This window comes from Methylobacterium variabile, from assembly GCF_001043975.1.
GTDB classification, from domain to species: domain Bacteria; phylum Pseudomonadota; class Alphaproteobacteria; order Rhizobiales; family Beijerinckiaceae; genus Methylobacterium; species Methylobacterium variabile.
The window spans coordinates 16,883-42,320 of the sequence record NZ_LABY01000066.1; the positions used below are offsets into that span (position 1 = coordinate 16,883).

Consider the following 25,438-nt stretch of genomic DNA (forward strand, 5'->3'; position numbering starts at 1 on the left):
GACGCCACCGCCGCCAGCCTGAGGAGCCGGGACCATGCCCTACGACACCCTGACGACCTTCTTCGGCAAGCCGGTCGAGGACTTCCAGAGCGGGATGGAGGCGTGGGACTTCGCCCGCACGGTGCCGCGCTTCCGGATCGACTACGATTCGCAGGACACCGTGCCGATGCTGCTCGCCGCCTACGCGGCGCTGCCCGGGGCCGAGGCGACGGACGCCCTCGTCGTCGGCGCCTGGCAGGGCGACGCTTCGGAAGCGTCGTCCCAGGAGGTGGTCGAGGCGCTGGTCTCCTACGCCGAGCGCTTCCCGGACCTGCGCGCGCTCTTCCTCGGCGACATCGTCTCGGAGGAGAACGAGATCTCCTGGATCAACCAGAGCGACCTCTCGGCGCTGTGGCCGGCCTTCCCGAACCTGGAGCACCTGCAGGTGCGCGGCGGCAACGACCTGGCGCTCGGCCGGTTCGAGGCGCCGCGCCTGACCACGCTGATCCTCGAATCGGGCGGCCTGCCGCGCCGGGCGGTGCAGGATGCCCTGGCGGCCGGGGCGCCGGAGCTGCGCCATCTCGAGCTCTGGCTCGGGACGGATAATTACGGCGGCGACAGCACGCCGGACGACTTCGCCGACCTCTTCGCCGGCCGGCTGTTTCCGAAGCTCAACACCCTGGCCCTGCGCGACTGCGACTACGCCGACGCCCTCGCGGCCGCGGTCGCCGAGGCGCCGCTCCTGGAGCGGATCGCGACCCTCGACCTCTCGCTCGGCAACCTCTCCGATGCGGGAGCCGAGGCGCTGCTGGCCTCGCCCGCGGTCGCGAAGCTGTCGCGGCTCGACCTGCACCACCACTTCCTCACCGACGCGATGATGGCGCGGCTCGAGCGGCTCGGGCCGGCCGTCGACCTCTCCGAGCAGCAGGACGAGGAGGAGTACGGCGGCGAGATCTACCGCAGCATCGCCGTCTCGGAATGACGCGCGACGCCGGGCCGGCCGGCTCCCCGCTCACCCCTTGCGTCATCCTCGGGGCCGCGGACGACGAGCGCGCGGAGGGTTTCGGTGCGGCCCTGGTCCGGGCCGGGCTGCCGCCTGCCCGCGTCCTCGACTACGCCCGTTTCGCCGAGGCGCCGGAGCGCCTCGCCGCCCTGTATCCGGAGGGGCGCGGCCTGCTGCGCCTCGAGTCGCCCGGCGGCGACCCGCGCATCCGCCGGGCGCTGGTGCGCCTCGCTGGTGCGGTGGAGGCGCCCGAAGACGAGCCCGATCCCCCGACGCGGCTGCGCCCCGACCGCGCGCTCCAGCGCGGGCTGGCGGCGGCGATCGGGCTGGCTCACCGGACCGTGCCGCCCGGGATCGTCGCGACCCACGATGCGGAGGCGGTCGCGCGGCTCTACGACAAGCGCGCCTGCCACACCGCCATGGCGGAGGCGGGTCTGCCGGTGCCGCGGGCGCTGCCGCCGGCCGGGTCCTTCGCAACGCTCCTGGACGAGATGCGCGCGGCCGGGCTCTCCCGCGTCTTCGTCAAGCCGCGCTACGGCTCGGGGGCCGCCGGCATCGCCGCCCTCGCGGTCGCGCGCGGGGAGATCGTGGCGCTCTCCTCGGCCGAGCACGTGCCGGGCGAGGGATGCGGGACGCTCCACCACACCCACCGGCTGCGGCGCCACCGCGGCGCCGAGGCCGTCGCGCTCGTCGACGCGATCCTGGCGCAGGACGCGCATGTCGAGCAGTGGGTGCCGAAAGCGGCGATCGAGGGGCGCCCCTGCGACCTGCGCGTGCTGGTCGTGGCGGGCGAGCCCGCCCACGCGGTCCTGCGCCTGGCCGCCGGCCCGATCACCAACCTCGATCTCGGCGGATGCCGGGCCGACGCCGATCTCCTGCGGAGGCTCGCGCCGCCCGCCACCTGGGAGGCCATGATGGCGGATTGCCGCCGCTTCGCCGCGACGCTCCCGCACAACCTCCACGTCGCCTTCGACGTGGCGCTGACAGTGGGCTTCCGCCGCCACGTCTTCTTCGAGGCGAACGCCTTCGGCGACCTGATCCGGCGCGTCCGGCACGAGGGGCTCGATCCCTACGAATGCCAGGTCGCGCGCCTGCCCGCCTGGATCGCCGCCCGCCGCGCCTCGAGGCTCGCCGCGTGATCCGGGCCGCCGCGCTCCTGGGCTCGCACGACATCCTGCTCGTGACGCTCGATTCGCTGCGCTACGACGTGGCCTGCGCCGCTCTCGCGGCGGGCCGGACGCCGAACCTGGCGCGCCTGCTGCCGGCGGAGGGCTGGGAGCGCCGCCACGCGCCGGGCAGCTTCACCTTCGCGGCGCACCAGGCGATCTTCGCCGGCTTCCTGCCGACCCCGGCGACGCCCGGCCCGCATCACCGCCACTTCGCGCTGCGCTTCGAGGGCAGCCGCACGACGGGGCCGGACACCGCCCTGTTCGACGCGCCCGACATCGTCTCGGGGCTCGCCGCCCACGGCTACCACACCCTCTGCATTGGCGGCGTCGGCTTCTTCAACAAGCGGACCCCCCTCGGCCGCGTCCTGCCGGGCCTGTTCGCCGAGAGCCACTGGCGCGCCAGCTTCGGCGTGCAGGCGCGGGACTCGACCGCCGCGCAGGTCGGCGCCGCGGTGGAGCGGATCGCGGCCCTCGACCCGGAGAAGCGTCTCTTTCAGTTCATCAACGTCTCGGCGACCCACCACCCGACCCTGGCCTACCTGCCGGGCGCGACCCGGGAGAGCGCGGAGACGCAAGGCGCCGCCCTCGCTCACGCCGACGGCGCCCTGGCCCCGCTCTTCGCGGCGCTGAGCCGGCGCGGCCCGGCCCTCTGCATCCTCTGCGCGGACCACGGGACCGCCTTCGGCGAGGACGGCTATCGCGGCCACCGCCTCGCGCACCCCACCGTCTGGGACGTGCCCTACGCCGAGTTCATCCTGGAGGCGGCATGACCACTGGCACGAGGACTGGCGCCGCGGCGATCCTCGCCGGAACCGTCTATGGCGGCTACCAGTACGCCTACCCGCACAAGACCGCCTACCGGCCGCTCGCCCGGCCGGTGCCCTTGAGCGAGGCCTGGGCGGAGGAACCGAAGGACGGCCTGTTCCTCTACGCGCACGTGCCGTTCTGCGCGATGCGCTGCGGCTTCTGCAACCTGTTCACCCTGACCCGGGGGGAGGGGCAGGTCGGCCCCTACCTCGACGCCCTGCGGCTCCAGGCCGAGACCGTGGCCGCGAGCCTCGGCCGGTTCCGGGTCGCCCGCATGGCGCTCGGCGGCGGCACCCCGACCTTCCTCGAGGCCGCCGCCCTCGACCGGCTGCTCGGCGGCCTCGGCGAGACGTTCGGAGCCACGCCCAGCACCGTTCCGGCCTCGGTCGAGACCGCCCCCGGCACCACCACGCCGGAGCGCCTCGCCGTACTGCGAGCGCACGGGGTGGAGCGCGTCAGCATCGGGGTCGAGTCCTTCCGCGACGACGAGGTGCGGGCGATGGGCCGGCCGCAGGCGCGCCGGACCGTCGAAGCGGCCCTCGGGGCGATCCGCGACGCCGGCGTCCCGGTCCTCAACATCGACCTGATCTACGGCGCCGCCGGGCAGACGCCGGCGAGCTTCCTCGATTCCGTCGAGGCGGCGCTCGCTTGGGCCCCGGAGGAGATCTTTCTCTATCCCCTCTACGTCCGGCCGCTGACCGGGCTCGGCCGGCGCGGGGGCGCCGTCGAGGATGACCGCGCCGAGGACGACCGCACTTGGGACCGCCGGCGCCTCGCGATCTACCGCGCGGCCCGCGACCGGCTGCGTGCGGCGGGCTATGCCCAGATCTCGATGCGGATGTTCAGGCGCGCGCCGGAGGCGGCGTGGGGGCCGGCCTATGACTGCGCCCGCGACGGCATGGTCGGGTTGGGCGCCGGCGCGCGCTCCTATGCCGGCGACCTGCACTACTCGACACCGTTCGCCGTGGGGCAGCGCGGCGTCGCCGAGATCGTCGCCGACTACGTCGCCCGCGACGCCTCGCGGCACGCCCGCGCCGATTACGGGGTGTGGCTCGACGCCGAGGACCGGCGGCGGCGCTTCGTGCTGATGCACCTGCTCCAGGCCGCCGGCCTGCCGCTGCGGGCCTACGCGGACCGCTTCGGCGCGCCGCTCCTCGACGACCTGCCGGACCTCGCGGACCTCGCTGCGGCGGGGCTCGCGACGCTCGACGCGGAGCGCCTCGCCCTGACCGAGGGCGGCCTCGAGCGCTCGGACGCGATCGGGCCCTGGCTCCAGACGGCGGGCGTGCGCGAGCGGATGCGCGCCTTCGCGCTGCGGTGACCATGGCCCGCGCCCATCTCGACATCCTGTACCGGGGGCCGCTCGCGAGCTGCAACTACGCCTGCCCGTACTGCCCCTTCGCCAAGCGGCGCGACAGTCGCGAGACCCTGCGGCGCGACGCCGACCAGCTCGCCCGATTCGTCGACTGGGCGGGCGGCCAGACCCGGCGCACCCTCGGCATCCTGTTCACGCCCTGGGGCGAGGCCCTGATCCGCCCCGCCTACCGGGCCGCGATGGCGTCCTTGAGCCGGATGCCCCACGTCCGGCGGGTGGCCGCGCAGACGAACCTGTCCTGGCCGACCGGCTGGCTCGCGGAGTGCGACCCGGACCGCATCGCCTTCTGGTGCACCTTCCATCCGGGCGAGACGCCGCTCGACCGGTTCCTCGGCCGCTGCGCCGACCTCGACGCGCGGGGCATCGGCTACAGCGTCGGGATCGTGGGCAAGCGCGAGCATCTCCCGGCCCTCGCCGCGCTCCGCCGGGCGCTGCGTCCCGAGATCTACCTCTGGGTCAATGCCTACCGGGACGAGGGGCCGAACCATTACGGGCCGGACGACCTCGCGCTCATCCGGTCGATCGATCCGCTGTTCGACATCAACCGGGCCGGGATCCGCAGCCGCGGCCGGGCCTGCGCCACCGGGGAGAGCGTGGTCAGCGTCGACGGCGACGGCGAGGTCCGCCGCTGCCACGTCGTCCCGGCCCGGCTCGGCAACCTCTACGACCCGGACTTCGACGACGCGCTGACGCCGCGGCCCTGCCCGCTCGCCCAGTGCCGCTGCCACATCGGCTACGCCCACATGCCGCATCTGGGCTTTCGCGGCCTGTTCGGCGCGGGGCTGCTCGAGCGGGCGCTGCCGCCGCCCTTTGGCGCCGGGGCGGCATCCGGCACCGGCGCGCCGGGGTGAGGGCGCGGCCGCACCCTCGCCCTGGCGATCATCAGCTCTTGACCGCGCCGGCCGTGAGCCCGCCGACCATGTAGCGCTTGAACACGTAGTAGATCGCCGCGGGCGGCAGGGCGTAGATCAGCCCCGTCGTCATGAGCAGCTCCCACGGCGAGTCGTCGGCCGCCAGGAAGCTGCCGAGCGCGACCGGCAGGGTCACGTCCGTGTCGCGGGACAGAAGCAGGAACGCGAACAGGTACTCGTTCCAGGCGAGCAGGAGCGCGTAGACGCCGATCGCGACGAGCGAGGGGACCATCAGCGGCAGGTAGACGAAGCGGAAGAGCTGGGGCGGCGAGGCGCCGTCCATGATCGCCGCCTCGTCGAGCTCCACCGGCAGCTTGTCGGAGGCCTGCTTCAGGACCCAGATCGCGTAGGGGCTCGCGATCGTCACCATCGCGAGGATCAGCGCCCACTTCGAGTTGAGCAGCCCGTAGGCCCCCATCGTCTTGTACATCGGCACGGCCAGGAACGCCGCCGGGATGAAGTAGGTGAACAGCGCCATGTTCATCACGGTTCGGCCGCCCTTCACCTTCAGGCGGCTGATCGCGAAGGCCGCCGCGGTGGCGATCAGGAGCGTCAGCACGCCGGTCGCGAAGGCGATGACCGCCGAGTTCCAGAACTGCTGCCAGAAGTTCGACAGGAAGTAGTGGTTCTGCCCGAAGACGATCTTGAAGTTCTGGAGGGTCGGGTGGGCCGGGAACAGCGCGCCCGACATCGCGTCCTGCTTCGGCGAGATCGCGAACAGGACGAGGTGATAGATCGGGATCACGGTCCAGAGCAGGACCGGGATGCCGATGAGGAGGAGCTTGGCTTCCGTGCCGGCCGCTCTCAGCCAGTTGGTGCGGGCAGCGGAGCGCTCCTCGGGAGAGGGCGTCGCGGCGAGCGACGCACGGGCGGTGGTCGTGCTCATTTCGAGAGCCTCTTCATCAGCACGTAGACGAGGGGCAGGACGAAGGGCATCGCGCAGACGACCGCCGCCATCGAGTGGTCGACCTGATCGAGCCGGAGATACCGGATGCCCAGGGTCGCGAGCACGTGGGTCAGGTCCGCGGGACCGCCGCCGGTGAGCAGGTAGACGGAGTTGAAGTCGCCCAGCGTCCAGATCATCGAGAGGATCGTGCACGTGACGTACAGCATCCGCATCGACGGCCAGGTGACGTGCAGGAACTTCTGCCACTTCGTCGCGCCGTCGACGGAAGCCGCCTCGTAGAGGTCGGCCGAGATGGCGAGCCGCCCGGCAAGCAGGATCAGCGTCCAGAACGGCAGCGACTTCCAGATATGGACCCCGATGGCGAGCGCCAGCGCGAGCGAGGGATCGTTGAGCCAGTTCGGGCCGTCGTCGCCGGTGAGCCGGAAGATGGTCTGGTTCACGATGCCCCATTCGGGGTTCAGCATGAACCGGACGGACAGGATCGTCGGGATCGACGGCACCGCCCAGGGCAGGATGAACAGGACGGACAGCCAGCGGATCCAGCGCCGCTCGTTGGTGAAGAAGCCCGACAGGAGGAGCGCGATCGCCATCTTCACGTTGATGCCGACGATCAGGAAGATCAGCGTGTTGACGACGGCGCGCGCGAAGATCGGGTCGGCGGCGAGGTGGGTGTAGCTCTCCGGGCTGCGGGCGAGCCAGAGCCCGTAGCCGATCGGGTAGATGACGAAGAACAGGAACACGAGCAGGTAGGGCGCGATCAGGATCACGCCCCAGGCCTGCCACGAACTGAGGCGGAAGGACTGCGCCGTGGGTGCCGGCGCGGCCTCAGCGACCGTTGCGGACATGATCGGTCTCCCTATGAGGATCCGCCGCGGGCAGGCGGCACCGGATGGAGCGTGTCCCGCCGGATCGGGACAGGACACGCCCTGTACTCAAAAACCGAGAGCGGGATCCGACGACGATGCGATCGGATCCCGCTCCCGACAGACTGGCCTCGCGCAATTCCGCCTATCCTCGTGTTGTCGCGTCGGGCTGGCCGCCGACCCGGTCGAGCGGGGTCGGCGGCCGACGCTCAGCCTCGTTGCCTCGGCCTTGCGGCGCTCGGGCCCGTTACGGCGCGGCGATCTGCTTGATGCGGGCGAGCATCTCGTCGGCCGCCTTCTCGACCGGGACCTTCTCGCTCACCACCCGGTTCATCGCCTTGGCGAAGACGTTCTCGTTGTTGACCAGCGTGAACTTGTAGTTCTTCACGTAGTCGAACGGCTCGGTGCCCGACTTGAACTGGTTGTAGACCGCCTTGCGGTGCTTGTCGGCCTGCCAGAACGGGCTCTCGATCGACTCCTTCGTGACCGGGAACCAGCGGCCGATCGCGCCCTCGACGTAGGGACGGAGGTTGTCCTCCTCCATGATGAACTTCACGAACTCCTTGGCCGCCGCCTTGTTCTTGGCGCCGGAGAAGACGACGCCCTGCTTGACGTCGGCGCGGTAGGTCATCGGCTTGCCGTCCGGCCGGTTCGGGAACGGCGCGGTGATGATCGTCTCCTCGTAGGCCTTCTTCGAGGCCTCGCGCTGCTCGGGCGTGTTGTTCGGGTTGACGCTGTCCTCGTACCACTTCGCGGCGATCGAGATGGTGAAGTTGTGCGTCATCACCGTGGTGCGGTTGTGGAAGGCGACGTTGTTGTCGGGGTCCTTCCAGGTCGTCGCCGACGGCGGCACGCAGCCCTTCACGTAGGGGTCGGTGTAGTCCTTCAGCGCCTTGACCACGCCCTCGCGCGTCTTCGGGTCGTCGACGGTGAGCTTGCCGTCGCTATCGACGAGCTTGGCGTCGTAGGCGTCCATGAAGGCGTAGAAGGACTGGAAGCTGTCGGTCGATTCGACGCCCATCGGCGCGCCGATGCCGTAGGTGCGGGTGCCGGACGCCTTGCGGTAGGCCGGCTGGACCTTGTCGCACCAGAACGCCCAGTAATCGGCCCACTTGGTCGGCACGTCGCTCGGCTTGAAGCCGGCCTTCTCGAGCATGTCGCCCCAGGTCTCGGTGTGGAGCGTCTGGCGCTTCAGCGGGAAGCCGTAATACGCCTTCTTCTGCGTCTGGCCGTTCATGAGCAGCACGTGCTCGACGGTCTGGGGCGCGAAGCGCGACATCATCGGCTGCAGGATGTCGGTGAGGTCCTCGAGCTTGCCCTCGAAGGCCCACTTGCCGGCCGCCTGGTTGTTGTAGGTGTCGGAGTAGCCGACATCCGGCGGCGAACCCGAATCGAGCGCCGCGACCGTCTTCGGGATCATGTCCTGGATCGCGTATTGCGACAGCTCGACCTTGATGCCCGTCTTCTGCTCGAACTTCTTGATGGTCGCCCAGAGCGACTCGTCCTCGGACCGGTAGAAGCCCTTGCTGAACCAGACGGTGAGCGTCTTATCCTGCGCCATGGCCGGCATCGCGGCCAGCACCCACGCTCCCAGGGACAACACCCCCGCGATGCCTCGCCTCATCGGACCTTCCTCCCATCCGCCTCGTTGATCGGGCGACTGTCTGGTATATCAGCACGGGACGACGCCCGAAGCAATTCGGCGAAAGTCGCCATCCAGCGCCGGTCACGCGACAACCGGTTGCGCGCAACAGGGTAAGCCGACCGCGAATATTGCGCATATCATGAGCGCGCTCGCCAAAATGAAATTCGTGTATTTTAATAATACATTAACAATATAACTTGACGGGCTGGCCGCAAGACAGCACACAGAGACTCTAACACGAAGCTGACCTATCAAGGCGCAGCCGCAGAGCTGCAAAATCGGGAGGAGTGCCATGCCGCGCATCGTTTCGCTGGAATCCGGCTACTATCGCGTGCCCCTGGAGGTCGCGCTCAGCGACAGCATGCACGGCGACATGCTGGCCTTCGAGCTCAACACCGTCGCCTTGCGCGACGCGGACGGGGCCGAGGGGGTCGGCTACACCTACACCTGCGGCCGGAACGGCGCGGCCATCGACGCGATCCTCCGGCGCGACGTGCCCGAGCAGATCGTCGGGCAGGATGCCGACCGGATCGAGCACCTCTGGCAGAGACTCTGGTGGGGTCAGCATTACGGCGGCCGCGGCGGGCCCACGGTCCTCGCCCAGTCGGCCGTGGACATGGCACTGTGGGATCTGAAGGCCAGGCGCCTGGGCCAGCCGCTCTGGGCCCTGCTCGGCGGCAACGACCCGCGCGTCCCCTGCTACGCCGGCGGCATCGACCTCGCCCTGCCGCTCGACAAGCTGCTCCGGCAGACCGACGACAATCTCGAGAAGGGGTTTCGCGCCATCAAGATGAAGGTGGGCCGCAAGCGGCTCTCCGAGGACGTCGAGCGCGTCAAGGCGATGCGGGAGCACCTCGGCGAGGGCTTCCCGCTCATGGTGGACGCCAACATGCGGTGGACCGCGGACGAGGCGATCCGCGCCGCGCGGGCCTTCCAGCCCTTCGATCTGACGTGGCTGGAGGAGCCCCTCATTCCCGACGACGTCGCCGGTCAGGCCCGCGTCGTGCGCGAGGGCGGCCTGCCGATCGCCGCCGGCGAGAACCTGCGCACGTTGTGGGACTTCAAGCAGCTGATCTCGGCGGGCGGCGTCACCTTCCCGGAGCCCGACGTGACGAATTGCGGCGGCGTGACCCCTTTCATGAAGATCGCGCACCTGGCCGAGGCCTTCAACCTGCCGGTCACCTCCCACGGGGCGCACGACGTCACGGTGCACATGCTCGCAGCGGTACCGAACCGCTCCTACCTGGAGGCCCACGGCTTCGGCCTCGACCGCTACATCGCCGAGCCGCTCACGATCGAGGAGGGGTTCGCGGTGGCGCCCGACCGGCCCGGCCACGGCATCGCGTTCGACTGGAAGGGTCTCGACTCGATCCGCGCCTGAATGCCGTCGCCCTTCCAGGGTGCAGCATAGCACCCTGGGAGGCATGGCGCTGAGGCCCGATGCCCGCGCGGGGGCACGCCGCCGTCCCGCCCGCTCACTTCTCCCGGAACGCCCGGCGCGCCTGGTCGAGCAGGGGCTTCGACAGGTAGCCGATCACGGTGCGGTCGCTCGTCCGGATGAAGGCCTCGATGGGCATCCCGGGCATCAGGCGGGCGGCGTGAAGCCGGGCGAGATCGTCTTTCGGCACCGTCAGGCGAACCAGGTAGTAGGACAGGCCGGTGCGCTTGTCCTCCGTCACGTCGGCAGCGATCCGCGACACCGTGCCGGGGAGGTCGGGGGTGGTGCGGTGGTCGAAATTGGGGATGCGCAGCGCCGCCGGCTGGCCGAGACGGATCTGGTCGATGTCCTGCGGCGCCACCCGGACCTCCGCCACGAGGGTGTCGCTGGTCGGCACGATCATCATGATCGGCTCTCCCGGCGCGATCACGCCGCCGCGGGTGTGGATGGCGAGCTCGTGCACGGTGCCGGCCTGCGGCGCGCGGATGTCGATCCGCCGGATCTGGTCGCGGGCCGTGACCTGCTGCTCGGTCAGGGTCGCGCGGCGGGCGCGGATCTCGGCGAGCTCCTTGCTCACCTCGCTGCGCACGTCCTGCGCGAGCTGCAGGATCTGGAGCTCGGTCTCGGCGATCTTCGCCCGGGCCTGGGCGGTGCTGGCCGTCAGGGCGCCGCGCTCGCCGCGCAGGCGCGCCATCTCGCGCTCGAGGCTGGTGACGCGCGTCAGCTGAATCAGGCTCTTCTGCCACAGGTCCTGAACGCCGGCATATTCGCGCGCGATGATGGCGATCTCCTGCTCCTTGGCGCCGCCCTGCTCGGCCAGCCCGACGATCTCCTCCTGCAACTGGCGCACGCGCTCGCGCAGCTGCGCCGTCTGGCCGGCCCGGGCGTCGCGGCGGAAGCGGAACAGGCTGCGCTCGCCGGCGATCAGGGCGTCCGCCACGGGGCCCGCCTCGGCGAGGTCCGCCGGAACCGCGAGGTCGTCGCGCCCGTCGCGCTCGGCCTCGAGGCGGGCGCTTCGGGCCGACAGCTCCCACAGGCTCTTGGTGACGGCGTCGAGATTGGCCTTCGCCACCGTGGCGTCGAGGCGGACCAGCAGCTCGCCGGCCTCGACCCGCCGGCCCTCCTCGGCGCGGAGCTCCGCCACCACGCCGCCGGTCGGATGCTGCACCTTCTTGCTGCTGCTCTCCACCACGAGGGTCCCGGTGGCGATGACGGCGCCGGAGAGCGGCGTCTCCGCGGTCCAGGCCACCGCCGCGCCGGCGAGCCCGAGAACCAGCACGAGAGCGGCGACGTGGCGGGCGAGGGAGCGTCGCGTGCTCCAGCCGGGTTCGGTCGGCAGGCTCATGCCGCCCTCGCCGCATCGGCGTCGGTGCCGGGCGCTGCCGGAGCCGGGGCGACCGGGCGCGCGACCTTGGCGAGCTCGGCCAGGACCGCGTCGCGCGGCCCCTGCATCTGCACACGGCCCTCGTTCAGGACGAGGATCCGGTCGACCGCCGCGAGCGCGCTCGGCCGATGGGCGACCACCACGGCGATGCCGCCGCGGGCCCTGACGCCCTGGATCGCGGCGGTCAGCGCCCGCTCGCCCTCGGCGTCGAGATTGGCGTTGGGCTCGTCGAGAACCACCAGGAACGGGTCGGCGTAGAGGGCCCGGGCGAGGGCGACGCGCTGGGCCTGCCCGCCCGACAGGCCGGCGCCGCCGGGGCCGAGCCGGGTGTCGTAGCCGGCCGGCAGCCGCACCACGACGTCGTGCACCCCCGCCGCCTTCGCGGCCGCCAGCAGGGCTTCGGGGTCTGGGTCTGGGTCGAACCGGGCGATGTTCTGCGCGATGGTGCCCTCGAGGAGGCCGGCCTCCTGCGGCAGGTAGCCGAGGGCGCGGCCGAGGGCGTCGGGCTCCCACTGGTCCAGGGTCGCGCCGTCGAGGCGGATCACGCCGCGGCTGGGAGCCGCGATCCCCACCAGGGCGCGGGCAAGGGTCGACTTGCCCGATCCGCTCGGGCCGATCACCCCGAGGGCGCTGCCGGCCGAGAGCGCGACGCTGACATCGTGCAGGACCAGGCTGTGGGTACCGGGCGCCGCAACGCCGAGGGCGGTCACCCGAAGGCTCTCCCGGGGCAGCGGCAGCGCCGTCGGCACTGCCGGCTCCTGCGCCGGCACGAAGGCGGCGAGGCGCCGCCACGCCTCCCGCGCCGCGGCGATCGACTTCCCGTTGGCGATGGTCATGTCGATCGGGGCGAGGGCCCGCGCCGACAGGATCGTGGCCGCCAGCATCACGCCGGCCGTCGCCTCCTCGCGCACCACCAGGAAGGCACCGAGGGCGAGGACGCCGGATTGCAGGACCGTGCGCAGGAAGCGCGAGAGGCTGCTGAAGGCGATCGCCCGGTCGGTCGCGCGCTCGGTCGCGTCGAGGTAGCGGGCTTCGCAGGCCGCCCAGTCGGCGGTGAGGCGCGCGCGCATCCCGAGGGCCGTGACGAGCGGCGCCATGCGCAAGGCCGCCGCCGCGAGGATCCGGCGTGCCGCGCCCGCACTCGCGGCGTCCCGCGCCGGCCCGGCGGAGGCCCAGCCGGTGACGAGGGTGAGCAGGGTGAGCAGGCCCGCGCCGAGCCCGACGGCGACGGCGATCCAGGGGTGGAACAGCGCGCAGACGGCGACGTAGACCGGCATCCAGGGCAGGTCGAACAAGGTCGCGAAGGCCGGTCCGGCCAGGAAGCCCTGGACGGTGTCGAGATCGCGCAGGGCCTGCTGGCCCTCCTCGGCTCCCGCCGGGTGGAGCCCGCGGCGCAAGCCCTGCCGGAACAGGCGCGTTCCGATCCGCTCGGCGGTCAGGCGGCCGAACCGCGCCAGGATGCGGGCGCGAAGGACCTCGAGCACCGCCTGGATCACGAACAGGATCAGGGCGATCCCGGCGAGCCCGACCAGGGTGACGACGCTGCGGCTCGGCAGGACCCTGTCGTAGACCTGCAGCATGAACAGCGGCGCCGTCAGCATCAGCAGGTTGATGAGGGTGCTGACGGCGATCGTGGCGGCGAGCGCGGCCTTCGCGGCCGTGGCGGCGGCGAGCGCCTCGCGGATTCCCGTCTCCCGGGATTCTGCCTCGCGGCGGGCGGAGCGATCCTGGCTCACGGCGATCACGGATCCTTGGTCCTCCTGGTCAGGACGGCGCCGGGGAGACGGCCTCCGCCGGAGCGGAGGCCGTCCCGATCAGAGGCCGAGCAGGTGCGCGACGGGGGCGGCCGCGTGGTGACCCGCATCCGCGGCCGGCGCGTCGGAAAGACCGCCGATGTCGAGGCCGACGATCCCGAGATCGACCGAAGGACCGTGCGCCGCCTCGCCGCCGACGAGGGAGCCGAGGGACGCCGCGGTCTCGTGCAGCGTCCCGACGAGGGCATCGGCGCCGGCCCCCGACAGCGAGGGGAACGCGATGCTGTCGCCGTCGAGGAGGTGCAGACCCGCGAGCGGCGGGCCGCCGATCGCCTCGACCTGCACCGCGTGGGGTGTCGCGCTCGCGGGGGCGAGGACGTGCAGATCGACGAGGGGCGCGGCCACCTCCGGGCCGGCCGTCACGCTCACGACCGACGTGCCGGCCGCGCCGCCGGTGCCGGTGCCGGTGCCGGTGAGGCCCTGGATCACGCCCTGGGCGACGTCGCCGAGCCCGTTGGCGCCGGTGCCCGTGCCCGTCAGCCCGCCGAGCGTATCGAGGACGGGCGCCAGGGCCCCCCCGCTCGCGCCGGTGCCGAGCACCGCCCCGGCGACGCCACCCGCCGCGTCCGCGACATGGCCGAGATCGGCGATGGCCTGGGTGACCGCCTCCGGCGCGTGACCACCGAGCACGGCGCCCGGCAGGTTCACCGCATCCGTCACGATGTTGCTGGTCTCGCCGAGGTTCCCGAGCCCGACGGTGTTGCCGAGATTGATCACCGCGTGGAGCGGATCGTTGAGGGCCGGGACGTCGTGCCCGAGGGTCTCGAGGCTGCCGTGCACCCCGTCGATGACGGCGTTGGCCACGTTGGCGACGGGCTGGAGCGGGGCCCCCGGGCCGAGGAGCGCGGCACCCGGATCGACCTGCCCGGGCAACGCGCCGGTGAGGGACCCGGTGACGCCGTCGGCGAGGTGACCGACGCTCGCCGCCACGCCGCCGAGATCGCCCAGGACGGGCGTGACCGACCCGATCCCGCCGGCACCGCCCGGCACCGCGAGCAGGGCGCCCGCCAGGGTGCCTGCCGCGGTCGCGGTGGCACCGACATCGTGCAGGACCGCCGGAAGGGCATCCCCCGCCTCGCCCGCCGTCACCGCGGACGGAAGAGCGAGCGCATCGGTCACGAGGTTGCCGGCCGTTCCGATGTGGCCGAGCCCGACCGTCTCGCCCAGCGAGGTCAGGGCGTGGACGGGATCGTTCAGGACGGGATGCTGATGGCTGAAGGTCTCGAGATCCGCGTGCAATCCGATGACGGCTTGGTTCAACCCGCCGACGACCGGAGTCAAGAGCGGCGCGGCGCTGGACGAGAGCGCCGTGGATGACGAGAGATTCAATGCAGGCACCGTTCCCAGAACCGACGAGACCGGCGCCGAGAGACCAGACAGCAGAGATGAGATCATGATGTTTCCCTCCGTGAAATACGACGGGAAAATCAGATTGTCTGCGGCCGAGTTTCAACCGTAAGGCGAGTGGTCGCCATCTAGGTAAACAGTTTTCTCCGGATCAACCGGAAAGAAAAGATAAGTTTTGTGCGAATGCGTCTCTGTTGCTCGCCATCGGAGCCCGATCCCGCTCCGAGACGATACAAATTGTCCATCCATCACGCGTGGCCGGTCGCGCATGCGGTGGGGCGATACGCGACGCGTGCCGGCAGCGTCTCGCGGCTCGGGTGGCCAGCCTGGCGGCGGGCATCGGTGCCGCGCAGACGAGCGTGTCGTCAGGCGCCCGGGGATTCATCAGCTGCTCCGATAGCGAAGGCAGTCCTGCAGCACCTCCTCGGACGTGAACGGCCTCATCGGGCCGACCTTGGCTGCGGCGAAGAAGTCGGGGATCTTCTCGCTGAGCTCGGGCGTGCGCAGATATTTCACCGTCGCGTTCCGGGTGCCGAACAGCAGGACCACGTCCCTGGCGGCGACGACCCGGTCGAACTCCTTGGCGGTCGCCGGCGTGCGGTCGAAGAACATCTCCGTCTTGATGAGCTCGCCCGGGATCGAGAAGGCCCTCGTCTCGTCGACGAGGAAGCGGCCCTCGATTCTCTGGAACGTCGACGGGAAGTCGGCTTTGAGACCGCGCACCTTGCGCATCTCGAAGCTGATGTGGATGAAAGTGTCCGGATCGCGAGGACATGTATAGAGCTCGACGTTCGGCATGTCGCCGGTCGGCGTGACGGCGAAGCGCCGGTAGATGCGCTTGTCGGGATATGTGTCGGCGACCCGGAGGAACCAGGCCGAGTGCGTCAGCATGGCCTGCTGGGCCGAGGCGGCCCCGGGCAGCGCGAGGGATGCGAGAAGGACGAGGGCAGGGAAGCGGGAGCGCGCCAAGGACGGCCTCGATCAACGCGAAAGCGATCGGAGCCGGCAGCCTAGGGGCCTTCGGGAGAGGTTGCGAGGGACCGGCGCGCGGCTTCGATCCTCACCGTCAAGACTCCGTTACCCCGCCCGGGACGGCGTGACCGGCGGCCGAACGAAGGAGCAGGCGCCCGAAGGAACCTGCTCCGCTCCCGCGCGCCGAGCCTCGTCGCGGGGTCGCCTCACAGGAACCCGATCGAGAACCACGGCACGAAGGTGAGCACCAGGAGGCCGACGAACAGCGCGCCGAGATAGATCCAGATCCGGCGCATCCCGGCCTCCGGCGAAACCCCGCCGATGATGCAGGCGGCGTAGTAGCAGAGGCCGAAGGGCGGGGCGAACAGGCCCAGTCCCATCGCCAGGATCACGATCATGCTGTAGTGCACCTCGTGGATCCCGAACTGGTGCGCGATCGGGAAGAGCAGCGGGGCGAACAGCACGATCGCCGGGATGCCCTCGAGCAGGCTGCCGAGCACGATGAAGGCGACCACCGAGATCAGCAGGAACCCGGTCTGGCCGCCGGGCACCGCCGCCATCGCCCGGGCGAGGTCGTGCGAGAAGCCCGACTGGGTCAGCGCCCAGGCCATCGCGCTCGCCGCGCCGACGATGAACAGGATCGCCCCCGACAGCGAGGCGGTCCGCGCCAGCATCGGCACCATCTCCCGCCACTTGAGCCCGCCGCGATAGATCACGAGGCCGAGCACCAGCGAGTAGGCGATGCCGATGGTCGAGACCTCGGTCGCCGTCGCCACGCCCTCCACCACGGCGGTGCGGATCAGGAACGGCAGCAGCAGGGCCGGCAGCGCCACGAGAAGCGTCTTGCGCACCACCGAGGCGGGGGCCCGGGGGATGACGACCGCGTCCTCCTCCTGACCGGCGCGGTAGCGGGCGACCACCGCGAGGACGAGGGCCAGCACCAGCGCCGGCAGGATCCCGGCGGTGAACAGGGCGGCGATCGAGACGCCGGTCGCCGACGCGATGGCGATCAGCACGATCGAGGGCGGGATCGTCTCGCTCATCGCGCCCGACGCCGCGAGGATCGAGAGCAGCTCGCCGTCCTTCATCCCGCGCCGGCGCATCTCCGGAAACAGCACCGGGGCCACCGCCGCCATGTCGGCGGTCTTCGAGCCGGAGATGCCGGAGACGAGGAGCATCGCGCCGAGCAGCACGTAGGACATGCCGGCCTTCACGTGGCCGAGCAGCGAGGCCAGGAACGCCACCATCACCCGCGCCATCCCGGTCGCGTCGACGAGCTGGCCGAGCAGCACGAAGAGCGGGATGGCGAGCAGGATCAGGCTGCTCATCCCCTCGTCCATGCGCCCGACGACGACGGTGAGCGGGGTCGAGGTCGTGGTCAGCAGGTAGGCCGAGGTCGCGAGCGCGAACGAGAACGCGATCGGCACGCCGGCCAGGATGCCGACCCCGAGCAGGCCGACGAAGAACACCAGGAGCGCCCAGTTGCCCATGCCGGTCAGCGCCGGCGCCGCGACGGCGAGGACCGCGATCAGGACGGCCAGCACCGCGCCGACGCCGAGGAGGTCGGCGACCCGGTGGCGGGCGAGGCGTAAGGCGCAGCTCAGGAGCGCCAGCGCGAAGCCGACCGGCACCGCGAGCGCCCGGACCGTCCCCGACCAGCCGAGCGCCGGGGTCTCCACGAAGGACTGGTCCTCGGTGTAGTCGTAGGCCGCGTGCATGAGGAGCGCCAGGAAGGCGAACACCGTGCCGACGGCGAGCGCCTCGCACCACGCCCGCGCCCGCGGCGACAGCGAGCCGACCACGAAGGTCAGCCGCATGTGCTCAGCCCGCTGGATCGCCACGACGCTGCCCAGCATCGCGAGCCACAGGAACAGGATCGAGGCGAGCTCGTCGCTCCAGATGATCGAGTGCCCGATCGCCCGCGAGACGATGCCGGCGAACAGGATCACCGCCTCGGCGGCGACCAGGATGGCCGCCGGCACCTCGACGGCGAGCCGCAACGCGCGCTCGGCGGACGAGAGCCAGTCGGAGGGGAGGGCGGCCGCGCGCCCGTGGGTGTCGGCGAGCGCGCTCATGCCAGCCCCCCGGTCACGGCCTCGAGGGCCTTCCACGCCTCGGGGCCGAACTTCTCCTTCCAGTCGCGGTAGAAGCCGGCCTGGGTCAGGCCCCGGCGGAAGGCCTCCTTGTCGGCCTTCTCGAACACCAGCCCGCGGGCCGTGAGCTGGGTCTTCAGCGTGCCGCTGAGGCGCACGACGTCCTCGCGCTGCTCCAGCGCGGCGCGGTCGAACTCGCGCCGGACGATCTCCTGCAGCGGCTCGGGCAGGCGGGTCAGCGCCCGCCGGTTGGCCACGATCCAGAACGGGTCCCAGATGTGGTTGGTCTCCGAGACGTATTTCTGCACCTCGTAGAGCTTGCCGGCGTCGATCGCGACGAGGCCGTTCTCCTGCCCGTCGACCAGCCGGGTCTGCAGCGCGGTGTAGAGCTCGTTGAAGTTGATCGACGTCGGGCTCGCGCCCAGCGCCGAGAACAGGGAGGTGAAGATCGGCGCGACCGGCACGCGGATGCGGTAGCCCTTGAGGTCCTCGGGCGTCCGGATCGGCTTGGCCGCGGAGGTGATCTGCCGGAAGCTGTTGTCGGCGGCCTTGGCGGCGACGAGGAGGCCGGCCTTCTCGATCTGGCTGCGGACGTACTGGCCGACCGGCCCGTCGACCCCGCGCCAGACCTGCTCGTAATCCGAGAAGGCGAAGCCCACGTTGGTGATCGCCGCGCCGGACGCCACCGTCGAGATCACCGAGCCGGCGATGTTGAGGAACTCGATCCCGCCGGTGCGGACCTGGGTGATCAGGTCGGTGTCGGAGCCGAGCTGGCTCGCGGGGAAGAACCGCAGCTCCATGCGCCCGCCCGAGGCCTCGCGGATGCGCTGGCAGGCCTGCTCGAGCCGGGCGTTGATCGGCTGGGTCAGGGACTGGCCGGTGGCGAGCTTGTAGGTGAATTCCGCGGCCCGCGCCGGGCCGGTGCGGATCGCGACGAGCGGGACCGCGGCCGCACCGGCGAGGACGAGGCGGCGCGACAGGCCTGTCCGGGAATCGGACGTCTTGGATCCGGGCGTTTTGGATCCGGGCGTCTTGGAATCGGGCGTGGACGTCATGGGCTTCCTCCAGCGCGCCGTCATCCGCGCGTTCGGCGGTGCGGCATCGTTTCGTCAAGGCGTGGGCGTGATGCGTGTCGCAGCCGGGACGCCGCCTCGTCGGGCATGGCTCGCGGGGCTTGGCTCGGGGGGCTTGGCTCAGGCCGGCCGGATGGCACGCGGCGGAGCGCGGCCTCGCGCTCGTCGTCCTCCCTGTCGTATCGGCGCCCTCGCTGTCGGCTCACACCGTTTGGGTGGGCGCGGGGCGGCTCGTCTTGCTGAGGGCCGACACTAGGAACCGGCTTCTTGTAGGACAATCCAGATTATTTGCAGATCCGTGAAGCGCAGCTAAACTGTTGGGATGTCGGTTCCGCTCCGCGCCATCACGGTCTTCCACGCCGTCGCCCGCTTCGGCAGCATCACCCGGGCGGCGGAGGATCTCGGCGTCACGCCCTCGGCGGTGAGCCAGCAGATCCAGACCCTGGAGGTCGGCCTCGGCACCGCCCTCATCGGCAAGGCCGGCCGCAACGTCGTCCTGACCGAGGCGGGCGAGCGCTACTTCGAGATGATCGGGGCTGAGATCGACCGGATCATGGAGGCGACCCAGCGCATCCAGGGCTTCCGGTCGGTCACGACGCTCACCGTGCGGGCGACCCCGAGCCTGTCGACCAAGTGGCTCCTGCCGCGGCTCGCCGGCTTCGTGGAGGCGCATCCGGACATCGAGCTGCGCCTCGACGGCACCAACGAGCCGACGGCGTTCCAGAAGGAGAGCGTCGACGTCGAGATCCGGCACGGCACCGGCGGCTGGCCCGGGCTGTTCGCCGAGGGGCTGGCGGAGGAGAGCTTCCGGCCGGTCTGCGCCCCGTCCCTCGCCGCTCCCGGCAGCCTCGCGGCGGAGGACCTGCCCCGCCACCGGCTGATCCACTCGGTGAAGTCGCAGGTGCAGTGGGCGCACTGGTTCAAGCTCGCCGGCGTCGTGCCGGCGGCGCGCTGGCGCCGGCTCCTGTTCGACCGCACCCACATGGCGATCGACGCCGCCGCGGGCGGCCTCGGCATCGCGCTGGAGAGCGACCTGATGCTGTGGGGCGACCTGCGGGCAGGGCGGCTCGTTTGCCCGCTCGCGACGCCGCCGCGGATCACCCTCGTCACCCAGTGGGTGACGTGCCCGCCCGACCACCTGCGCCACCGCAAGGTGCGCGCCTTCCTCGACTGGATCCGCCAGGAGCGGGACGCCTGGGCGGCGGAGCGGAGCGCGGAGACCCTCCCGGCAAACCTTTAGCGGCGCTTCACGATCGCGTCGGAAATCTGGATTGTCCTTCAAGAAACGCGCTTCTAGCGTCTCCGGCGTCACGACCTCGCCGGGCGGCACCACGCGCCCGCCGCGGTCGCGCCGAGACCGGCCCCGCCCTCCGTGCTCCCTGCGCGGAACGGGCGGACGAGAGCCCGGTCGGCGAAAAACGGAGGAAACCGATGAACCTGTCCACCCTGCTGCTCGCCCGCGCCTCGGCCGGCCGTCCGGTCCGCGTCGGGCTGATCGGCGCCGGCAAGTTCGGCTCGATGGTGCTCGCCCAGGCCCAGCGCATCGAGGGCCTGCACGTCGTCGGCGTCGCCGACCTCAATGTCGGCCGCGCCCGCGAATCCCTCGCCCGCGTCGGCTGGCCGGCGGAGCGCTACGCCGCCACGTCCCTCGGCGACGCCGTGAAGTCCGGCCGCACCTGCGTCACCGACGATGCCGGCGCGCTCGCCGCCTGCGACGAGGTCGAGTGCATCATCGAGGCGACCGGCCACCCGATCGCCGGCATCCGCCACGCCATCCAGGCGATCGACGCCGGCAAGCACGTCGTGATGGTCAACGTCGAGGCCGACGTGCTGTGCGGCCCGCTGCTCGCCGAGCGGGCGCGCCGCCAGGGCGTCGTCTACTCCATGGCCTACGGCGACCAGCCGGCGATCATCTGCGAGCTGGTCGACTGGGCCCGCTCCTGCGGCTTCGAGCTGACCTCGGCCGGCAAGGGCATGAACTTCGAGCCGCGCTACCGCTACTCCACCCCCGACACCGTCTGGGGCTACTTCGGCTGGTCCGAGGAGGAGGTGAAGAAGGGCGACTTCAACCCGAAAATGTACAACTCGTTCACCGACGGCACCAAGGCGGCGATCGAGATGGCGGCGGTGGCCAACGGCACCGGGCTCGACTGCCCCGACGACGGCCTCGCCTTCCCGCCGACCGGCCTGCACGACCTCGCCCGGGTCTTCCGCCCGGTCGCCGACGGCGGCCGCCTGCCGCGCAGCGGCCTCGTCGACATCGCGGCGAGCCAGGAGCCGGACGGGCGCGAGGTCTTCAACAACATCCGCTACGGCGTGTTCGTCACCTTCAAGGCGACGAGCGAGTACACCAAGGCGTGCTTCCGCCAGTACGGCCTGCTCACCGACCCGTCCGGCTGGTACGGCTCGATGTGGCGCCCCTTCCACATGATCGGCCTCGAGACCAGCGTCAGCGTGCTCTCGGCTGTGCTGCGCAACGAGCCGACCGGCTGCTCGAAGGAGTTCCGTGGCGACGCGGTGGCCACCGCCAAGCGCGACCTCAAGCCCGGCGAGATGCTCGACGGCGAGGGCGGCTACGCCGTGTGGGCGAACGCGATCCCCGCCACCCGCAGCCTCGCCCTGGGCGCCCTGCCGATCGGGCTCGCCCACAACGTCAAGCTCAAGCGGCCGGTCGGCAAGGATCAGATCGTGAGCGTCGACGACGTCGAGCTCACCAGCGACCTCGACGTGGTGGCCCTGCGCCGCCAGATGGAGGACGAGACCCGCCGGACGGCCCCGCAGAAGGCGGCCTGATACCGAAACCGCATGACGCGAGGCGCCGCCGGCCGGCCCGTCCGGCCGGCGGCGCCCTCCCTCTCCCGGATCCGACGATCCGGCGCCGGACGGGCCGGTGCCGCGCGAGCCCGCCCATGTCCGAGCCCATGCCCAATCCCAACGCTTCCCGGCCCTTCGTGGTCGTCGCCGAGTTCCGGGTGAAGCCCGGCGCCCTCGACGCGTTCCTCGACCTCGCCCACGACGACGCCCGCTCCTCGGTGGCCCACGAGCCGGGCTGCCGCGCCTTCGACGTCGCGGTGAGCGAGAGCGACCCGCAGACCGTGGTGTTCTACGAGGTCTACGACGACCGCGCCGCCTTCGACGCCCATCTCGAGACGCCGCACCTCGCCCGGTTCCGGGACGGCTTCCCCGCGCTGATCGAGGAGGAGCGGCCGGTGCGCTTCCTCGGCCGGACCTGCTGCGGCGCGGAGGCGGCCCGATGACGCGCCTGACGATCGGCTTCCTCGGCACCGGCATCATGGGCGCGCCGATGGCGCGCCACCTCTGCCGGGCCGGCCACGCCGTCCGGGTCTGGAACCGCACGCCGGACAAGGCGGACGCCCTCACGGATGCCGGAGCGACGAGAGCCGCCGACCCGCGCGAGGCGGCCGACGGCGCCGACGCGGTGATCTGCATGCTGAGCTCGGGCCCGGTCTGCGACGAGATCCTGCTCGGCCGGTACGGCGCACTCGCGGCGCCCGCGCCCGGTGGCGCGCTCGCGGCAATGGCGCCCGGCAGCGTGCTCGCCGTGATGAGCTCGATCCCGGTCGAGACCGCGCAGCGCCAGGCCGAGGCCGCCGCCGCGGCCGGGATCCACTACGTCGATGCTCCCGTCTCCGGCGGCGAGCGGGGCGCGGTCGCCGGCACCCTCGCGATCATGGCCGGCGGCAGCCCGGAGGCGTTCGGGCGGGCCGAGCCGATCCTCGCCGCGATGGGCAGGCCGACCCATGTCGGACCGGCGGGCTGCGGCCAGCTGGCCAAGCTCGCCAACCAGGCCATCGTCGCCTCGACCATCGTCACGGTGGCCGAGGCGATCACCTTCGTCGAGCGCGGCGGAGCCGATCCGGCCAAGGTCCGCGAGGCGCTCCTCGGCGGCTTCGCCGATTCGACGATCCTCAAGCAGCACGCCCTGCGGATGATCGCCCGCGACTTCGCTCCCGGCGGCCCGGCCAAGTACCAGGTCAAGGACACCGGCACGGCCGTGTCCCACGCCGCGACGCTCGGCCTGACGCTGCCCGTCCTGACCCTCGTCGATCGCCTGTTCGCCGAGATGATCGCGCACGGCGACGGCGACCTCGACCACAGTGCGGTGATCCGCGAGATCCACCGCCGCAATGGTCTGGACCCGGCCTGAGGCTTGGGCCCTGGCTCGCGACCGGTCGTCAAAGCCTCACAAACGCCCTGTGCGCCCCGTCGCCGCCACCTATCTCCCCGCGCGAGCGGAGCGGGTGGCATGACAGATCGCGTGATCCTCGAGCAGTGCGGACGGGGCGAGATCTCGCCGCAGATCGCGCTCGCCCGCCTGCTGCTCGCGGGTGGGCGCGTCGATGCCGCGCACCTCGCGGACGTGGCCGCCGGCCATCCCGGGTCGCATCAGCTCGCTGCCCTGGCGCGGCTGGCGGCGCGTCACGGCGATCGCCTGGAGAGCCTCGGCCGGCTCGCCCGCTCCCCGCTCTGGCCGAGCGGGGACGACGTCCTCGCCTCGACCGCCGCGATCTTCGACCGGCTCGCCGTCGAGGCGCCCGAGGCGGGCGTCGCCCTCTACTCCCTCGGCGATCCGGACGAGCTCGCGGCGGCGACGGCCGAGCTCGTCGGCGTCATCCGCGCCTGGTCCCCGTCCGCCTCCGGCCGGATCCTGGATTTCGGGTGCGGCATCGGCCGGGTGGCGATCGCGCTGGCCGACGGGGCGGAGTCGGTCCTCGGCCTCGACCTGTCCGGGCAGATGATCGCCGAGGCGCGCCGTCGGGCGGAAGGCCGCGGCACCGTCAGGTTCGCGCGGAACGCGGCGGCCCGCCTGCCGGTCGAGCCCGGTGCGATCGATCTCTTCCTCGCCGCCGACAGCCTGCCCTATGTCATTCATGCGGGCGCCTTCGACTCCTTCATGGCCGAGGCGGCGCGCGTGCTCCGACCTGGCGGCGATCTCCTCGTGTTCAACTGGTCGTTTCGCGGCGACCCGGAGCGGGACGTGACCGAGGCCCGCGCGCTCGCCGCCGGCCACGGCTTCGCGGTGATCCGCGCGGGCGAGCGCCCCTTCGCGATCTGGGACGCCCAGGGCTTCCAGCTGAGGCGGATCCCGTGACGCCGGAGGAGCACTGGTCGCTGTGGCGGCGCGATCCCCGGGCGACGCCGTTCCAGTCGCCGGCCTGGCTGGAAGCCTGGTGGACGCATCTGGGAGGCGGCGAGCGCCGCGATGCGGAGGTCCGCGACGCGGACGGGACGCTCGTCGCGGCACTGCCCCTGTTCGTGTGGCACGATGCCGGATTGCGCCGGCTCGTGCCGGTCGGCGCCGGCCACAGCGACTATTGCGACGTGCTGGTCGCGCCCGGCACGCCGACGGAGCGGGTGTGGGCGGCGATCCTCGGCTCGGCCGAGGCCTGTGACGAGGTGCTGCTGCCCGACCTGCGATCCGATTCCCCGCTCCTTGGAGCGCCGCCCCGCGGCTGGACGGCCGTCGACGAGGAGGCGGAGATCTGCCCGGTGCTGACCCTGCCCGCGCAGGGATCGCCGCTTGAGGGCCTGTCGCGCAGTCAGCGGCGCAAGGTCGTGCACGACCGCCACCGCGCCGAGCGGCTCGGCGGCATCAGCGAGGAGCTCGTCGGCGCCGGGGACGTCGCGGACGTGCTGGAGGCCTTGTTCGAGCTGCATCGCCAGCGATGGGCGCGGGACGGGCAGCCCGGCGTGCTCGGCGATCCCCGCGTGCAGGCCTTCCATCGCGCGGCTGCCCCCGCGCTGGCGGAGGCCGGGCTCCTGCGGATGTCGGTGGTCCGGCGCGAGGGCACGGTCGCTGCGGTGCTGTACGGCTTCGCCGACGGGGCGCGAGGGTACTCCTACATCAATGCCGTCGACGTGAGCGTGCCCGGGCAGAGCTTCGGCACGCTGGCCTTCGCGTGCCTCATCGAGGCGAGCGCGGCCGGCGGCGCCGGGGAGTTCCATTTCCTGCGCGGCGAGGAACCGTACAAGTATCGCTGGGGCGCCGCGCCGCGCTGCACGATCCGCCGCACGCTCAGGCGGGCGTGACCCGAGTCCCCGGGCCGCACGCTGCATCCGCTCCAGTGCGTTGGAGCGCTCAGGGATCCGCTGCCGCCAGCCGCCCGTCGGCATCCACGTGGCAGCGGACCCACGCGCCGTTGGCGACGCTGCGGCCGGTGACGGCCATGATGAACCCCCAGTGGCACACGACCAGGGTGTGGCCCCAGTCGGGGTCGCCGGCCATGTCGGCCCCGAAGGCCGTGGCCCGTTCCATGAAGGCGTGGTGGGGCTCCTCGTCCTCGTGCCACCAGACCTCGTCGACGAGGCCGAGGTCGAGATGCGGCCAGGCGCGGGCGAGGTCGGTCCGGCAGGTGCCGACGTCGCAGCTCGCGGCCCGACGCTCCCTCACGGCCGGCGTGACCAGGACGGGGACGCGAAGGTGCGCGGCGATCGGGGCCGCCGTCTGCAGGGCGCGGGTGAAGGGTGAGCAGAGGATGCGCCGGAGGTCCTCCCGCTCGAGGTGGCGCGCCGCGGCCTCCGCCTGCCGGTGCCCGAGCGGCGTCAGGGGGGCGTCGGCGATCCCGGGATCGATGCCCGTCGCGTCGAAATGGAGGTTGAATTCGCTCTGGCCGTGGCGAAGGAGGATCATGGCTCT

22 protein-coding genes are annotated in these 25,438 nt (G+C 71.9%); 12 read left to right on the plus strand and 10 right to left on the minus strand.

Features of this window, described 5'->3' with window-relative positions; genetic code table 11:
- Nucleotides 1-34 precede the first annotated feature (34 nt).
- From VQ02_RS10935 to VQ02_RS10955, 5 genes are read left to right on the plus strand one after another with little or no spacing between them, the layout of a single operon-like run.
- Nucleotides 35-961 (plus strand): STM4015 family protein, encoded by a 927-nt coding sequence (locus tag VQ02_RS10935; protein ID WP_048444216.1) that lies wholly within the window; start codon nt 35-37, stop codon nt 959-961.
- Complete coding sequence (locus VQ02_RS10940; protein WP_048444217.1) at nt 958-2,121, plus strand: STM4014 family protein; 1,164 nt, start codon at nt 958-960, stop codon at nt 2,119-2,121. Before VQ02_RS10935 ends, VQ02_RS10940 begins: the two co-directional genes overlap by 4 nt.
- Entirely contained in the window at nt 2,118-2,921 is an 804-nt protein-coding gene (locus tag VQ02_RS10945; protein ID WP_209437000.1) for an STM4013/SEN3800 family hydrolase, read from the plus strand. Before VQ02_RS10940 ends, VQ02_RS10945 begins: the two co-directional genes overlap by 4 nt.
- Complete coding sequence (locus VQ02_RS10950) at nt 2,918-4,279, plus strand: STM4012 family radical SAM protein (RefSeq protein WP_048444218.1); 1,362 nt, start codon at nt 2,918-2,920, stop codon at nt 4,277-4,279. Before VQ02_RS10945 ends, VQ02_RS10950 begins: the two co-directional genes overlap by 4 nt.
- 2 nt (nt 4,280-4,281) lie before the next feature.
- Nucleotides 4,282-5,184 (plus strand): STM4011 family radical SAM protein, encoded by a 903-nt coding sequence (locus VQ02_RS10955; protein ID WP_048444219.1) that lies wholly within the window; start codon nt 4,282-4,284, stop codon nt 5,182-5,184.
- Nucleotides 5,185-5,215: 31 nt separating this feature from the next.
- On the opposite strand, the gene VQ02_RS10960 is transcribed toward VQ02_RS10955, so the two are convergent.
- The 3 genes from VQ02_RS10960 to VQ02_RS10970 all read right to left on the minus strand — a co-directional run bounded on the left by VQ02_RS10960 (nt 5,216) and on the right by VQ02_RS10970 (nt 8,638).
- The gene (locus VQ02_RS10960; protein ID WP_245239688.1) at nt 5,216-6,130 is read right to left on the minus strand and encodes a carbohydrate ABC transporter permease; all 915 of its coding nucleotides are present in this window, start codon (nt 6,128-6,130) and stop codon (nt 5,216-5,218) included.
- Nucleotides 6,127-6,996: a carbohydrate ABC transporter permease gene (locus VQ02_RS10965; RefSeq protein WP_048444220.1), complete on the minus strand. Its 870-nt coding sequence runs from the start codon at nt 6,994-6,996 to the stop codon at nt 6,127-6,129. The genes VQ02_RS10960 and VQ02_RS10965 overlap by 4 nt, the downstream gene beginning before the upstream one ends.
- Before the next feature lie 265 nt (nt 6,997-7,261).
- On the minus strand, nt 7,262-8,638 hold the full coding sequence (locus VQ02_RS10970) for an ABC transporter substrate-binding protein (RefSeq protein WP_048444221.1): 1,377 nt from the start codon (nt 8,636-8,638) through the stop codon (nt 7,262-7,264).
- 313 nt (nt 8,639-8,951) lie between these two features.
- Between VQ02_RS10970 and VQ02_RS10975 the strand changes: the two genes are divergently transcribed.
- A complete protein-coding gene (locus VQ02_RS10975; protein ID WP_048444222.1) occupies nt 8,952-10,040 on the plus strand; it encodes a mandelate racemase/muconate lactonizing enzyme family protein in 1,089 nt (362 codons plus the stop codon).
- Nucleotides 10,041-10,134: 94 nt separating this feature from the next.
- Here the strand turns inward: VQ02_RS10975 and VQ02_RS10980 are convergent, their stop codons facing one another.
- The 6 genes from VQ02_RS10980 to VQ02_RS11005 form a co-directional block, all read right to left on the minus strand.
- Entirely contained in the window at nt 10,135-11,442 is a 1,308-nt protein-coding gene (locus VQ02_RS10980; RefSeq protein ID WP_048444223.1) for an HlyD family type I secretion periplasmic adaptor subunit, read from the minus strand.
- Complete coding sequence (locus tag VQ02_RS10985) at nt 11,439-13,217, minus strand: type I secretion system permease/ATPase (protein ID WP_245239689.1); 1,779 nt, start codon at nt 13,215-13,217, stop codon at nt 11,439-11,441. The genes VQ02_RS10980 and VQ02_RS10985 overlap by 4 nt, the downstream gene beginning before the upstream one ends.
- Before the next feature lie 78 nt (nt 13,218-13,295).
- Nucleotides 13,296-14,690 (minus strand): hypothetical protein, encoded by a 1,395-nt coding sequence (locus VQ02_RS39720; protein ID WP_157080582.1) that lies wholly within the window; start codon nt 14,688-14,690, stop codon nt 13,296-13,298.
- Between the two features lie 336 nt (nt 14,691-15,026).
- Nucleotides 15,027-15,611: a hypothetical protein gene (locus tag VQ02_RS10995; RefSeq protein WP_048444224.1), complete on the minus strand. Its 585-nt coding sequence runs from the start codon at nt 15,609-15,611 to the stop codon at nt 15,027-15,029.
- Nucleotides 15,612-15,820: 209 nt separating this feature from the next.
- Nucleotides 15,821-17,689 carry a TRAP transporter large permease gene (locus tag VQ02_RS11000; protein WP_048444225.1) on the minus strand — a complete coding sequence of 623 codons (1,869 nt, stop codon included), beginning with the start codon at nt 17,687-17,689 and terminating at the stop codon, nt 15,821-15,823.
- On the minus strand, nt 17,686-18,762 hold the full coding sequence (locus tag VQ02_RS11005) for a TRAP transporter substrate-binding protein (RefSeq protein ID WP_245239692.1): 1,077 nt from the start codon (nt 18,760-18,762) through the stop codon (nt 17,686-17,688). Before VQ02_RS11005 ends, VQ02_RS11000 begins: the two co-directional genes overlap by 4 nt.
- A gap of 340 nt (nt 18,763-19,102) precedes the next feature.
- Here VQ02_RS11005 and VQ02_RS11010 point away from each other — a divergent pair, with 340 nt between their 5' ends.
- The 6 genes from VQ02_RS11010 to VQ02_RS11035 all read left to right on the plus strand — a co-directional run bounded on the left by VQ02_RS11010 (nt 19,103) and on the right by VQ02_RS11035 (nt 24,831).
- Complete coding sequence (locus tag VQ02_RS11010; protein WP_048444226.1) at nt 19,103-20,020, plus strand: LysR substrate-binding domain-containing protein; 918 nt, start codon at nt 19,103-19,105, stop codon at nt 20,018-20,020.
- 191 nt (nt 20,021-20,211) lie between these two features.
- Complete coding sequence (locus VQ02_RS11015) at nt 20,212-21,573, plus strand: NAD(P)H-dependent oxidoreductase (protein ID WP_048444227.1); 1,362 nt, start codon at nt 20,212-20,214, stop codon at nt 21,571-21,573.
- Between the two features lie 116 nt (nt 21,574-21,689).
- Nucleotides 21,690-22,037 (plus strand): putative quinol monooxygenase, encoded by a 348-nt coding sequence (locus tag VQ02_RS11020; RefSeq protein WP_048444228.1) that lies wholly within the window; start codon nt 21,690-21,692, stop codon nt 22,035-22,037.
- The gene (locus VQ02_RS11025; RefSeq protein WP_048444229.1) at nt 22,034-22,948 is read left to right on the plus strand and encodes an NAD(P)-dependent oxidoreductase; all 915 of its coding nucleotides are present in this window, start codon (nt 22,034-22,036) and stop codon (nt 22,946-22,948) included. Before VQ02_RS11020 ends, VQ02_RS11025 begins: the two co-directional genes overlap by 4 nt.
- A 99-nt stretch (nt 22,949-23,047) precedes the next feature.
- Complete coding sequence (locus tag VQ02_RS11030; RefSeq protein ID WP_053080330.1) at nt 23,048-23,893, plus strand: class I SAM-dependent methyltransferase; 846 nt, start codon at nt 23,048-23,050, stop codon at nt 23,891-23,893.
- On the plus strand, nt 23,890-24,831 hold the full coding sequence (locus VQ02_RS11035) for a GNAT family N-acetyltransferase (RefSeq protein ID WP_053080331.1): 942 nt from the start codon (nt 23,890-23,892) through the stop codon (nt 24,829-24,831). Before VQ02_RS11030 ends, VQ02_RS11035 begins: the two co-directional genes overlap by 4 nt.
- Nucleotides 24,832-24,880: 49 nt before the next feature.
- Here the strand turns inward: VQ02_RS11035 and VQ02_RS11040 are convergent, their stop codons facing one another.
- A complete protein-coding gene (locus VQ02_RS11040) occupies nt 24,881-25,432 on the minus strand; it encodes a histidine phosphatase family protein (protein ID WP_048444230.1) in 552 nt (183 codons plus the stop codon).
- Nucleotides 25,433-25,438: the final 6 nt, after the last annotated feature.